Source organism: Opitutaceae bacterium, from assembly GCA_041395105.1.
Lineage (GTDB): Bacteria > Verrucomicrobiota > Verrucomicrobiia > Opitutales > Opitutaceae > B12-G4.
This window is the reverse complement of record JAWLBB010000006.1, coordinates 1-13,204: the sequence shown is the minus strand read 5'-3', so window position 1 is coordinate 13,204 and position 13,204 is coordinate 1. Positions and strand designations below refer to the sequence as shown.

8 protein-coding genes are annotated in these 13,204 nt (G+C 63.5%); 1 reads left to right on the top strand and 7 read right to left on the bottom strand.

Annotated features, from left to right (window positions below):
* Positions 1-89: 89 nt before the first annotated feature.
* The 6 genes from R3F07_16360 to cecR form a co-directional block, all read right to left on the bottom strand.
* Positions 90-1,547: an efflux transporter outer membrane subunit gene (locus R3F07_16360; GenBank protein ID MEZ5277956.1), complete on the bottom strand. Its 1,458-nt coding sequence runs from the start codon at positions 1,545-1,547 to the stop codon at positions 90-92.
* 99 nt (positions 1,548-1,646) lie between these two features.
* Positions 1,647-2,744 (bottom strand): ABC transporter permease, encoded by a 1,098-nt coding sequence (locus tag R3F07_16355; protein MEZ5277955.1) that lies wholly within the window; start codon positions 2,742-2,744, stop codon positions 1,647-1,649.
* An 18-nt stretch (positions 2,745-2,762) separates the two neighbouring features.
* The gene (locus R3F07_16350; GenBank protein MEZ5277954.1) at positions 2,763-3,893 is read right to left on the bottom strand and encodes an ABC transporter permease; all 1,131 of its coding nucleotides are present in this window, start codon (positions 3,891-3,893) and stop codon (positions 2,763-2,765) included.
* Positions 3,890-5,641 (bottom strand): ATP-binding cassette domain-containing protein, encoded by a 1,752-nt coding sequence (locus tag R3F07_16345; protein MEZ5277953.1) that lies wholly within the window; start codon positions 5,639-5,641, stop codon positions 3,890-3,892. The genes R3F07_16350 and R3F07_16345 overlap by 4 nt, the downstream gene beginning before the upstream one ends.
* Positions 5,622-6,623 carry a secretion protein HlyD gene (gene hlyD / locus R3F07_16340; GenBank protein ID MEZ5277952.1) on the bottom strand — a complete coding sequence of 334 codons (1,002 nt, stop codon included), beginning with the start codon at positions 6,621-6,623 and terminating at the stop codon, positions 5,622-5,624. The genes R3F07_16345 and hlyD overlap by 20 nt, the downstream gene beginning before the upstream one ends.
* A 29-nt stretch (positions 6,624-6,652) precedes the next feature.
* Entirely contained in the window at positions 6,653-7,372 is a 720-nt protein-coding gene (gene cecR, locus R3F07_16335; protein MEZ5277951.1) for a transcriptional regulator CecR, read from the bottom strand.
* A 251-nt stretch (positions 7,373-7,623) separates the two neighbouring features.
* On the opposite strand from cecR, the gene xylA reads away from it, so the two are divergent.
* Entirely contained in the window at positions 7,624-8,961 is a 1,338-nt protein-coding gene (gene xylA / locus R3F07_16330; GenBank protein ID MEZ5277950.1) for a xylose isomerase, read from the top strand.
* A gap of 1,565 nt (positions 8,962-10,526) precedes the next feature.
* On the opposite strand, the gene R3F07_16325 is transcribed toward xylA, so the two are convergent.
* Positions 10,527-13,076, bottom strand: coding sequence for a right-handed parallel beta-helix repeat-containing protein (locus R3F07_16325; GenBank protein MEZ5277949.1), 2,550 nt, complete (start codon positions 13,074-13,076; stop codon positions 10,527-10,529).
* Positions 13,077-13,204: the final 128 nt, after the last annotated feature.

Here is a 13,204-nt window from a genome sequence, read left to right as displayed (position 1 = left end):
GGCGTAAAGCCTCTTCTGCACGATCCGGCAGGTAGACAATGCCCATTGCCGCAGCAATCCGGAATGGGCAGAGGGTCCCAGGCGACGAATCAGCGGAGCGACACCGTATCTGCCACCGACACCTCGACCGGCCCCTCGCCCTGCCATCCGCCGCCGAGAGCCTTGTTCAGGGCCACATGGCTCAGGGCAATGTCACCCTCAAGCCGCGCGAGCTGATCGGTGACTTGATTGAGCTGCCGCTGGGCATCGAGAACATCCGTCAGGGGATTCTCACCGGCCTGATAACGCTGACGGGCCCAACCGACCGCCCGACTCGCCGCATCGCGGGCCGCTTCGAGTTCCCGCGCGGTTTCCTCCTGGCGGCGATAGCGGATGAGCACGGTCTCGACGTCGGCCAGGGCGCGCAGGACGGTTTGCCGATAGTCCAGGAGCGCCGCCTCGGCCGCCTGACGTTTCGCCTCTTCCTGATTCTTCAGCCGCCCGCCATTGAACAGGGGCCAGACGAGGCCCGAGCCGATCGACCAATACCGACTGGCCGAGTCGGTGAAATCGCCCGCTTCAACCGACTCCAGTCCGAGCGTCCCCACCAGCGAGAATCGCGGGAACTGCCCGGCCACGGCGGCACCCACATCGGCCGTGGCCGCCGCCAGTTGACGTTCGGCCAGCCGGATATCCGGCCGCCGTGTCAGCAGATCCGATGGCAACCCCACCGGAGGCAACTCCGCCGGGACCGGAACCGGGCCGAACAGAGCCAACTCGTTCTCGAGACCACTCGACTCCCGGCCGGTCAACACCGCGAGTGCCTGAACCGACGCCAGCCTGCGCGCCTCAAGCGGCGGAAGCTGGGCGCGAAGACTTCGCCACTCCGCTTCCGCCCTTGCCGCATCGAAGTCGGTTCCCACCCCGGCTTCGGACCGGATTCGGGCCAGCCGCAGAGTGTCGGCCTGCAGGTCGATGGTTTCACGCAGAACCGCCAGTCGATGTTGGGCCACCCGGTACTCCACATACTGCGCGGCCACTTCTCCCGCCACCGTCAGAGCGACCGCGTTGCGCCGCTCCTGAACCTGGCCAAAGCGCGCCTCTGCCGCCTCGTTCGACCGCCGGTTGTATCCAAAAAGATCGACCTCCCAGGAAGCGTCGAATCCGGCCTTGAAATCGTTCAACGTGTTCGGGATGCCGTCGGGAAGGATGGTGTACTGGGGATTGTTCAGGCTGGCGGAATTGCGGCCCGCCTGGGCCCCCGCGTTCAGCGACGGTTGGCTCGCACCGGCGACCACGCTCCATTCGGCCCGAGCCTGGCGCACCCGCGCTTCGGCCGCCTGTAGATCCAGGTTCGTTTCAAGGGCACCCTCCACAAGCTGCGTCAGCTGCGGATCGGCAAACGAAGCCCACCAGTCGACCCGGGGCTCGGCCGTTCCGGCCGCGCCGGCCTGTCTGAAAGACGCCGGCAGGCTTGTTTCCGGTTGCTCGTAGTCGGGCCCGACCGTGCAGCCGGCCAGGCCGACTGCGACAGTCACTGCAATGAGGTGGATTCGAATCGGATTCATGGCAGAAATCTCCTTTGAAGTTGAGCGACCGAAAGGCGGCTTGGGGTTCCCGGGGACTCGGGCGGATTGAGGAATGCCGTTGGCTTGATCGACTTCATCTCAGGCGATCTTGCGGTTGAAGATGATGACCGAGGCCCCGAGGGTGACGGTTGCGATGACCAGCATCGGCCAGGTGTTGGTCCAGACATCGGCTGCACCCATCCCCTTCAGGAAGACGCCCTTCACGACGACCAGGAAATGACTGAGCGGATCCGCCCAGGTGATCCGTTGCATCCAGATCGGCATATTCTCGATCGGGGCGGTGAATCCGGAGAGAAGGATGGCCGGAACAAGGAACCCGAAAGCCCCGAGAAAGGCCTGTTGCTGGGTACTGCAGAGAGACGAGATGAACAACCCGCAACCCACGAGCGAGAGGACGTAGACGAGGGCTGCGCCGTAAAAGAGAAAGAGCGAACCCTGAAAAGGGATCCGGTAGGCAAAGACCGCCGCCATCAGGATGATGGTGCCCTGGAAAAAGGCGACGATGATCGCCGGCACTGCTTTGCCGATCATGATCATCCCCGGGGTCAGGGGAGAGACGAGCAGCTGATCGAAGGTTCCCTGCTCGCGCTCGCGCGCCACTGAAAGTGCCGTCACGATCATGCTCCCGAGCGTGGTGATCAGGGCGATCAGGCTGGGAACGATGAACCACTTGTAGTCGAGATTCGGGTTGAACCAGTTCCGGACCACCAGCTCGGATCCTGCCGGCAGGCCGATCTGCCCGTTGACATAGCCGAGCACGATCGTCTGGGCGTAATTGAAGGCGATCTGACTGCTGTTCGACCGTCGCCCGTCAAGGATGGCCTGCAGGGCGGCCGGGCGGCCCGCCGCCAGATCGCGCGAAAAGTCCGGGGGAAAACGCAGGACCAGCAGGGCCTCCTGACGGTCGATCGTCTGCCGGACCTCGTCGTCGGAGTGAAGTATGAGCAGATCAGGGAAGGCCTCGGCCCGCGCGAACCGCTGTATCAACTCGATCGAGGGCGCGCCCGAATCCTCGTTGAAGATGGCAAGGGTGTTGTTCTTCACCTCCAAAGTCGCGGCAGACGGGAAAAGCACCAATTGCAGCAGGACGGGCACAATGAGAAGCCGGCGACTCTGCGGGTCGCGCAACAGCGATTGCAGTTCCTTTATCACCAGGGATTGGATACGATGGATCATGTCGGGAGAGGTCGGCGCCTATTCCAGCCGGCGCCGGGTCTTGAGAACGGTCAGACCGATGAAGACGATGGAAGCCGCCGTCAGAAAGAGAATGTCGTGCCAGAGAATCGACCAGAGGTCGCCGGCCTGGAAGAGGGTCTGGATGGCGGTGACGAAGTAACGCGCCGGGATGAGATAGGTGACCGCCTGAATGACGGCCGGCATGCTGCGAATCTCAAAGATGAAACCGGAGAGGATGAGCGCGGGCAGGTAGGCCGCATTGAGCGCAACCTGGGCGGCGTCGAACTGATTGCGGGTCACCGTGGAGATGAGCAGGCCCATTCCGAGGGCCGATCCCAGGAAGAGAGAGGACACCAGCAGGAGAACAGGGATCGAACCACGGAAGGGAACGCCGAAAAACACCACCGCCATGCCCACGCAGATGGCCAGTGCGATGATCCCCAGAACGTAGTAAGGGATGAGCTTGCTCAGGATGAGCTCAGCCCGATTGACCGGCGTCGAGAGCAGGGCCTCCATCGTTCCACGCTCCCACTCGCGGGCCACGACCAGGGAGGTCAACAATGCCCCGATCACGGTCATGATGATGGTGATCGAGCCGGGCAACAGGTAGTAGCGGCTGATGGCCGCCGGGTTGTACCAATAACGCGGATCGATCCTGATCGGCGCAATCCGCCGGTGTCCCGAGGCCGCCGCCCGCTGACCCAGCCAGGACTGCCAGGCGCCTTGCAGATAGCCCGACACGAATTGGGCGGTGTTGGGCTCCGAGCCGTCCGCAATCACCTGGATCGGCGCCCTCTCTCCCGCACGGGCCAGCCGGCGCGAGAAATCGGAGGAAATGACCACGAACCCGCGGATCCGTCCCGCAGTCAACGCATCCGCCATCTGTTCGCGATCACCGGTGGTGACGAGCGCCAGATAAGGGGACCCCTCAAGGCTGGAGACAAAATCCCGTGCCTCCGGGCCGGTATCCTCCATGACCAGCCCGACCCGCAGACTGTTCGAATCCAGGCTGATGCCGTAACCGAAGATGATGAGCAACATCGCGGGAAGGAGAAAGGCAATCGCGATGCTGGTCGGATCGCGAACGATCTGAAAGACCTCCTTCTTGCAGAGCGCCCGGAAGCGCCGGAATGAAAAGTTGGTCTTCATCCCTCCCCACTCCCCTCCACCAACCCGATGAAGGCATCCTCCATTGTCGGGTCGGGTTGTCGCTCCGAGACGACCATCTGTTTGAGTTCGTCAGGCCTGCCGACGGCAATGAGCCGTCCCCTCATGATCAGCCCGATCCGGTCGCAGTATTCGGCTTCGTCCATGAAGTGGGTGGTGACCATGACGGTGACGCCCCGACGGACCACCCCATTGATATGGGTCCAGAATTCCCGGCGGGTTACCGGATCCACTCCGGAGGTCGGTTCATCAAGGAAGAGGATGTCCGGCTCGTGCATCACCGCACAGGCCAGGGCCAGGCGTTGTTTGAAACCCAGCGGCAATGAATCCGTCCGGTCCGTCAGATGGGGGCCCAGTCCGAAGACTTCAACCATCTGGTCAATCTCCCGGCGTTGGCGGTCGCCGCGCAAACCGTAAGCGCCCGAGAAGAACTGGAGATTCTGAACGACCGACAGATTGCCGTAGAGCGAGAACTTCTGCGCCATATACCCGAGACGCTGACGGGCCCGGCCCGCACTCTTCTGAAGATCCAGACCCATGACGCGGGCGGTCCCGGCGGTGGCCCGGAGCAGCCCGCACATCATCTTGAAGGTGGTGGATTTGCCCGCCCCGTTCGGTCCGAGCAGACCGAATACCTCACCCCTTCTTACCTCAAAGGTCACCCGGTCGGTCGCGACGAAGTCACCGAACTTCTTGGTCAAGTCGTGCGCCTCGATCACGACCGACCCATCCAGTGCCCTGGGCTTCAGCTGGCGGGCGAGGACCGATTCTCCGCCATGCCCTCCGCCAAGCATGTCGATGAAGGCATCCTCGAATCGGGGCTCGACCCGCTCAAGCCGGCTGTTCCCGCCCGCACCGACCTCCTCCCCCTCAAACACCCGGGCATCCTTGTGCAGAACAAGCCGCACCGCATCTGCCTGGATAACCCCATCCAGCACATCGTCACGCGAGGTCGCCCGCGTCAGTACCTCGCGCTTGTCACCCGCAATAGCGCGAATGCGGTAGCAACGGTCACGGACCCTCGCGGTCAAGTCCGACGGTTTCCCGGCAAACAACAGTTTGCCCTGATTCATCAGAAGGGTCTCCGCACAGAGTTCTGCCTCGTCCAGATAGGAGGTGCTCCAGACGACCGCCATGCCCTGGTCGACCAGTTCCTGCACCATTTTCCAGAGTTCCCGCCGGGAGATCGGATCCACCCCGACGCTGGGTTCGTCCAGGAGCAGGACCCTGGGACGGCCCAGGAGTGTGCAGGCCAGGCCGAGTTTCTGCTTCATGCCACCCGACAGCTTGCCGGCCGGCCGGGAGATGAAGCGCTCGAGATCGGTGAAGGCGAGCAGTCGCTTGAAGGAATCCTTCCGCGCCTGGCCCACCACCCCGCGAAGATCGGCATAGAGGGTCAGGTTCTCCATCACCGATAGATCCTCATAGAGACCGAATTTCTGCGGCATATAGCCCAGCATCCCCCGGATGGACTCCGCGTCCCTGACGGAATCGTGACCGTCCACCGTGATCCGACCATCCGAAGGCAGAAGAAGCCCGGCGATCAGACGCAGCAGGGTGGTCTTTCCCGCCCCATCCGGCCCCACCAGTCCCGTGACGCCACCACGGAGGATATCGGCCCGGATTCCATCCAGGGCAGGAGCCGAAGCGCCGGGAAAACGTTTCGTCACCGCCGAGATACTGATGACCACATCGCCCATCGCGCACCCGTCAGTCCCGCTGCCCGGCATCGGATCCGGTGATCCGCACCGTTACCGGCATGCCCTGACGAAACCGGTCATCGGAATCCTCGACGACGATCCTCAAACGGTAAACCAGCCCCGTCCGGAGCTCCTTCGTTTCCACCGTCTTCGGAGTGAACTCCGCCGTCGGCGAAATGAATCCGATCTGGCCGATGCAGGGTTTTCCGGGATCCGTGTCCGTTGCCACCTCAACCTTCTGTCCGGGCCGGATCCGGCCGAGATCGGGTTCACTCACATAGGCGCGCACCCAGACCGGCCGGGTCAGGGAAAGTGAATACACCGTCGCGCCGGGACCGAGTATGGTTCCGGGTTCGACCACCCGGGTCAGCACCACCCCGTCGGACGGCGCCCTCAATACCGCATCGTCGACCTGAATCCGGGCCGAAGCCAGGGCCGCCTCGCCCGCCGCAAGATTCGCCCGGGCCTGCTCGATATCTTCGGATCGGAAACCGGCCACCAGCAGAGCCAGCGATGCCTCGGCCAGCTTGACTTGGGCAACGGCCTCGTCGCGGGCCGCCAGGGCATCGTCGTAGGCCTTCGCCGCCGACGCACCGGTGCCACGAAGCTCGGTCTCACGCACCAACCGCCGCTCGGCATTGGCCAGGCCCACCCGCCTCGCTTCGACCGACGCCCGTGCCTGATCGACCTCCTCCGGGCGGTAGCCCGATTCGACCAGCTTGACCCGTGAGCGGAGCGACGCGACCCGGGCAACGGCGTCCTCGACGGCACGTTCGTAGGGCGCAGCGTCGAGCCGGGCCATGACCTCGCCGGACTGGACCGCGTCCCCCTCGTCGAACTCCAGACTGGCCAGGCGGCCACCCACCCGGAAACCCAGGTTGACCTCACGGATGTCCACGTTGCCCTGCAACGTGAGCGTGGAACCGTCGGCCCCTTCCCTTTCTTTCAGGAAATACCAGGCCCCGGCCGCGAGAACGGCGAGCCCGATCGGTAAGAGTATCTTCTTGTTCATGACGATTTCGGATCGATTGAGTGGACCTATCAGGTTGAGGAGCGGGACGCACGGCGCTCCCGGCCGCGCCAACCGGCGAGAAGGATCTCGATATTCTGCCGAAGGACCGAGATCACCGCAGAGCTCTCTTCCGGTCCGAAGTCCATCCACTCCACCCGACGCAGAAAAAACTCGCGGGCCGCCCGGAAACCCAGCACCTGTCCAAACAGGGTGTGAGAGAAAATGACCAGATCCTGATCCACCGTCTCGCGACCAAGATACCTGCGGATCAGTTCCGTCGCCAGTTCGTGGAAGCGGGTGACCGGACCGTTGAAGAAGATCTCGAAAGCCTCGGTCGGGCGAACCATCTCCCGCATGATGATCCGGCTCACGCTGACGGTCTCGGATCGCAGAAAGCCATTCACTGCCAGCAGCTCGTACATGTCCTGCAATCGGCTCAGGCAGCGGGCCCGGGAAATCGCGCCGACTGCCAGTTCCTCTTCAATCTCCGCCACCATTGGCCCCATCAACCCTCGCATCATCTCGACGACATGGCCGACACAGGCATGGTAGAGCCCCTCCTTGTTGCCGAAATAATAGGCGATCGAGGCGATGTTCTGGCCCGACCGCCGCGAGATCTCGCGGGTGGTGGCGTCCTCCAGGCTCGATTCCCCGAAAACGTCGATGGCCGCCTGAAGCAGCGCGGTGCGGGCCTGATCGCCCCGGCCAGCCTCAACGTCCGGTCGGTCCTCATTTCGATGATCTTCCATTTCACTCGAAAATAATCAAACGTTTGATTTAATGTCAATCCGACGATTGAGGTTTTCCGGCCGAACCCGGCTCCTTAACCTGTGTCTCAAACACGTCGTCACAGCCCCAACCGCCGGGAATCCTTCCCCTGAAGGCATCCACCTGCCCGTGTCTGCCACCGGTTCGCCCGGATCGAAACTCCTCGGAACGGTTGACCTGATCCCCACCGTCGGTGATAAACACACCTTCGAATCCCAAAACACCCAAATTGATGAAGAAGAAAGCCGCCGCCACCAACTGGTTCAAAATGGTCAAGAAGCCGATTCCCTACGAGGGTCCCGGCACCGACAATCTTTTCGCCTTCCGGCATTACGATCCGGACGAAGTCATCGACGGGAAGACCCTGTCGGAACATATGCGCTTCGGCATCGCCTACTGGCATACCTTCCGCGGAGCGGGTCTCGACCCGTTCGGCTCTCCCACCATCTGTCGCCCCTGGGAAACAGGCAAGGATCCCCTCGCCGATGCCCTGCGCCGGATGGATGCCGCGTTCGAGTTCTTCGTCAAGATCCGGGCCCCGTTCTGGTGCTTCCACGACCGCGACATTGCCCCGGAGGGCCGCAGCCTGCGCGAATCCAACAGGATCCTCGACCGGGTGATCGCCCACGCCAAAGGCCTGCAGAAGGCCACCGGGGTCAAACTCCTCTGGGGCACGGCCAACCTCTTCTCCAATCCCCGATACATGTGCGGCGCCGCCACCAACCCCGACTCCCATGTCTTCGCCTATGCCGCCGCCCAGGTGAAGAAAGCGATCGACGTGACCAAGGAACTCGGCGGCGAAAACTACGTTTTCTGGGGCGGCCGCGAAGGTTACGAGACGCTCCTCAACACGAACCTCAAGCGCGAACTCGATCACCTTGGCGCCTTCCTCCACATGGCGGTCGATTACGCCAAGTCGATCGGCTTCAACGGACAATTCCTCATCGAGCCCAAACCCAAGGAGCCGACCAAGCACCAGTACGACTTCGATGTGGCCAGCGGGATCGCCTTCCTCAAGCACTACAAGCTCGATCGCCACTTCAAATTCAACATCGAGACCAACCACGCCACCCTGGCCGGTCACACCTTCCAGCACGAGATCGAACTGGCCGCCGCACACGGGATGCTCGGGTCGATTGACGCCAACACCGGCGACCCCCTCCTCGGCTGGGACACCGATCAGTTCAATACCGACGTCAAGGAACTCACCCTGGCCATGGTCGCCATCCTCAAGGCCGGCGGCGTCGGCTCCGGCGGATTCAATTTCGATGCCAAGATCCGGCGTCCGTCCATCGACCTGGACGACCTCTTCCACGCCCATATCGGCGGAATGGACGCCTACGCCCACGCCTTCAAACGAGCCCGCAGGATCCTTGCCGACGGTACCCTCACACGCCTGGTGGCCGACCGCTACGCCAGTTTCGATGCCGACTTCGGCAAGCTGATCGAGAGAAAGAAGATCGGTTTCAGGGAACTCGAGAAACTGGTCTTGAAGAAGGGCGAGCCGAAGCCGCGCAGCGGCAAACAGGAGATGTACGAAAACATCCTGATGCACGGCGTGAACGACTGAGCGGGTTTGGCCCGATCCGATTGACCGACCTGTAGCCAGGTGTCAAACGCCTGAAGCTGTCTGCAAACATCCTGCGTGGCTCCGCGTTCTGCGGCTGGCCGGGGACGTCCAGCCCTACCATCGATACCCCGGGTAGGGCGAGGGCCTCCGGACACGCCGTTCATGCCGCAACTGCTGCGTTCTGCGGCTGGCCGGGGACGTCCAGCCCTACCACCGATACCCCGGGTAGGGCGAGGGCCTCCGGACACGCCGTTCATGCGATACCGTTGCGTTTTGCGGCTGGCCGGGGACGTCCAGCCCTACCATCGATACCCTGGGTAGGGCGAGGGCCTCCGGACACGCCGTTCATGCCGCAACTGCTGCGTTCTGCGGCTAGCCGGGGACGTCCAGCCCTACCATCGATGCCCTGGGTAGGGCGAGGGCCTCCGGACACGCCGTTCATGCCGCAACTGCTGCGTTCTGCGGCTAGCCGGGGACGTCCAGCCCTACCATCGATGCCCCGGGTAGGGCGAGGGCCTCCGGACACGCCGTTCATGCCGCAACTGCTGCGTTCTGCGGCTGGCCGGGGACGTCCAGCCCTACCATCGATACCCCGGGTAGGGCGAGGGCCTCCGGACACGCCGTTCATGCGAAACCGTTGCGTTTTGCGGCTGGCCGGGGACGTCCAGCCCTACCCCGGACGCCCCGGGTAGGGCGAGGGCCTCCGGACACGCCGTTCATGCCGCAACTGCTGCGTTCTGCGGCTGGCCGGGGACGTCCAGCCCTACCATCGATACCCCGGGTAGGGCGAGGGCCTCCGGACACGCCGTCCATACCGCAACCGCTGCGTTTTGCGGCTGGCCGGGGACGTCCAGCCCTACCCCGGACGCCCCGGGTAGGGCGAGGGCCTCCGGACACGCCGTTCATGCCGCAACTGCCGCGTTCTGCGGCTGGCCGGGGACGTCCAGCCCTACCCCGGACGCCCCGGGTAGGGCGAGGGCCTCCGGACCCGCCGTTCATGCCGCAACTGCTGCGTTTTGCGGCTGGCCGGGGACGTCCAGCCCTACCATCGATACCCCGGGTAGGGCGAGGGCCTCCGGACCCGCCGTTCATGCCGCAACTGCCGCGTTCTGCGGCTGGCCGGGGACGTCCAGCCCTACCCGGACGCCCCGGGTAGGGCGAGGGCCTCCGGACACGCCGTTCATGCGAAACCGTTGCGTTTTGCGGCTGGCCGGGGACGTCCAGCCCTACCATCGATACCCCGGGTAGGGCGAGGCCTCGGACACGCCGTGGAAGGGCTGGATCCATCTCCTTCGAAACAAACCGTAGTATAGACCGTAGGGTTTTCGAGTCAAAAACAAACCGTAGCAGACTAGAATGACGCTTAGTTAGCCCCAAGGCGCGATGAGCCAACAAAGCTCTGTTTGCTCTTCGACGGCGGGTCCGGAGGCCCCGCCCTACCACCTGAAAACGGAGCATGCATAGCAGGGCTGGACGTCCCCGGCCAGCCGCAACGATTGTCCGAGGCAAAACAACGATCAAACCACTAACCAAGCGCCGTTCCAGAAGACTACGTTTTGTTTTTGCTACGGTTGGTTTTCCTTCCCGATTCGCCAGGCCAGCTGCGTCATGCCGTGCATCTGCTGCCAGGCATAGATGGACGGCACCGCGGGCTGCGGACGCTCGATGTTCCCGTGCCGCCGGACGACCGTTCCCCGCTCGACCAGCGGCCTGGCCTGACCCGTGACAAGGACGGAGACCGGCCCGATCACCGTGTTGTCGATCAGCTCGACCCCCAGGCAATCCCGGGTCCCGAGGTAAAAAACGGCCGGCCAGGGTTCGTGAACGACAAAGACGTTGCCGCGGATGATGTGGTCAAAGCTGGCGTGCTTCATCGCGATGGCCGGCCCCTTGCCCACGATGAACCGGTTGTAGGCCACGATGAAATTCTCGTTCATCCCGCCCATCCAGAATCCGACCGAGGGGCCGGTGATATCGCAGTTGTAGACGACGTTGCGCGGACCGGTCGGCCCATGGAAGCCCGCCTCCGGACTCGACGAATAGATCCCGTAGCCGTAGCTGCCGTTCTCATAGCTGCTGTCGACCACGCAGTTCTCAAAGAGATTCTCATGGGTCCAGCCCGCATGATACTGGGCGTCACTCCCGATGAAGTGACAATTGCGGAAGACATTGCCGGATGAGGCCCATTGCACGAGGGGCCCGTGCCGCATCTGCCGGGTGGTCACGTTCTCCATCAGGCATTCGTAGTCGCGCTCGAATCCAATATAGGAGGTGCCGCCCCCGAGGTCGTACCAGGTCCGGTCGAATTCGCAGTCCCGGATCTCACAGCGCTTCCCGAAATTGAGGTAGACGGGATGGCGCCCCGCCAGGGTCACATCGACGCGCTGGACCCAGGATTCCCAGGCCCAGACAAAGAAGACGCCGTTGGTCCACAGACGTTGGGTCTGCTCGATCGCCAGGTCCTCAACCCCGCACCGGTCCTGGAAATCGACAGCCTGGACATAGGAACCGTCAATGATGGGAAACTCGATCCGCAGCGGGTCCTCCACTGTGATACGGTTTCCGTCGACCGCCGTCACACGGGTGATCGCCCGCCGGTAGTCACCCCAGGGCGCCGCGCAGCGCACGAGGGTCTTCCAGCGCTCCGTCGCCGGCGCATGCACCGTGATCCGGTCACCGGCCCTCAATCCGTGTCCGGCAGCCAGATCAAGACTCGTCGAACCCCGGGTCGCATCGGCGGTCAGCGGAATCATCGAGCCCAGCGGCCCGCCGCCCACGAAATTGATCGCGGCCAGCTGACCGGGAAAGGCGAGCTGGTTCTCGTGACGCGCTCCTTCGACGAAGGTCATTTCCCGTTCCTCGCGTGACACTTCGCCGCTGTAGTATTCCGCGATCGCGGTCACGGTGTGGGTTCCCGCTCCAAACCGGTCGAGAATCCGCCATCCCGGCGCATAGGTCATGAACTGGTAGGTGCCGACCGGCAGGTCCGTCAACTCGGAGAGGAGTTCGCCGTCCACCTCGAGAGCGACCCGCCGCAGCTCTTCTTCATGCCCCGCTGCGAAGAGCTGGCTCGAGGGACCCATCACGCCACCGGGGTCGGCCAGGGTGAAGACATCCACGCCGCGCTCGGGGGGCGCGTAGCGGAAGAGGATCTTCGTCCGGTCGCGCCCGGCCCCGCGGATGACGACGCCGTCGTGCCGCACGAAGACCGGCCGGTCCAGCAGGTAGGTTCCGCTCTCAAGCAGCACCGCGCCCCCGCCCGCTTCACCCGCCGCCGCAGCCGCCGCGGTCAAGGCCTCCGACGCATCGACTCCACTATCCGGAAGCGCCCCGAAATCCCGCAAACGGACGACCACCCCGACCTCGGGGATACCGCCCTCGATGCCGACCCGGGTCCAGTTCGGATAGACAATCCCATCCGGTCCGACGATGTCGGCCGGCGTCAGTCGCTCGGTCTCCCCGGCCCGGATCTTGTAGGACGGAGCGAAGGGAGGTGCTTCATGAGAATTATCCACCACTGATGGCATCTGCCCGGCATACTCCGCGTAGGCATAATCAGGCGGTTCCAGCCGAAGGGCCGAGAAGAGGGAGACCTCATCGCCATCGGGCGCGACGAACCGGACAAAGCAGAAGCGAGGCTCTTCGTTCTGAGGGTTGGACTTCCGGTATTCGATCGTGAAAGCCCCGTCGGTCGTCGTGACCTCGGCCGTCACGATACCGGCCGTGAACATCCCCATCTTCTCAAACGCGTTGTAGGCCGGAATGACCGTTGTGCCATTGACCCGGATGTCCATGAACCGGTTGAAACGGCTGTGCGCCCGCATCTCGGCATGCCCGAATTCGAGCCGATAGGTGCCCGGAGCGAACCCCCGGGCCGTTATCCGGATCTCACCGCGCAAGGCCGCCTCGAAGAGGACGCGATCCTCGTCGTTTGTCCCAACGAGGTTCCGATTCGTCCGCTTGATATAGGTGACATGGTCATGCAGCGGCTCGAACTCATAGACGATCGGATCGCCGGGGATTTGGATCTGGTCGGAAAACGGCGTGACCCAGGCCCGCAGCGTCAGATGGCAGGCAAGGAAAACGAGTAGACACGCGACGCCCTTTGGAACCATGCCCGGATTCTTGCGGAAAACACAGACCAGTCCAAGCCCTACCGAGGCAATTTCGACGGGTTCGATGAAACGAGCAAGGGACCTACGGGTACCTCCCGCCATTCTGCGTTCACTCGGGAAGACCCTCG

Excerpts from the sequence above, each read along its gene's own strand:
- R3F07_16360 (MEZ5277956.1), bottom strand. The coding sequence starts at position 1,547 with ATGAATCCGATTCGAATCCACCTCATTGCAGTGACTGTCGCAGTCGGC.
- R3F07_16355 (MEZ5277955.1), bottom strand. The coding sequence starts at position 2,744 with ATGATCCATCGTATCCAATCCCTGGTGATAAAGGAACTGCAATCGCTG.
- R3F07_16350 (MEZ5277954.1), bottom strand. The coding sequence starts at position 3,893 with ATGAAGACCAACTTTTCATTCCGGCGCTTCCGGGCGCTCTGCAAGAAG.
- R3F07_16345 (MEZ5277953.1), bottom strand. The coding sequence starts at position 5,641 with ATGCCGGGCAGCGGGACTGACGGGTGCGCGATGGGCGATGTGGTCATC.
- hlyD (MEZ5277952.1), bottom strand. The coding sequence starts at position 6,623 with ATGAACAAGAAGATACTCTTACCGATCGGGCTCGCCGTTCTCGCGGCC.
- cecR (MEZ5277951.1), bottom strand. The coding sequence starts at position 7,372 with ATGGAAGATCATCGAAATGAGGACCGACCGGACGTTGAGGCTGGCCGG.
- xylA (MEZ5277950.1), top strand. The coding sequence starts at position 7,624 with ATGAAGAAGAAAGCCGCCGCCACCAACTGGTTCAAAATGGTCAAGAAG.
- R3F07_16325 (MEZ5277949.1), bottom strand. The coding sequence starts at position 13,076 with ATGGTTCCAAAGGGCGTCGCGTGTCTACTCGTTTTCCTTGCCTGCCAT.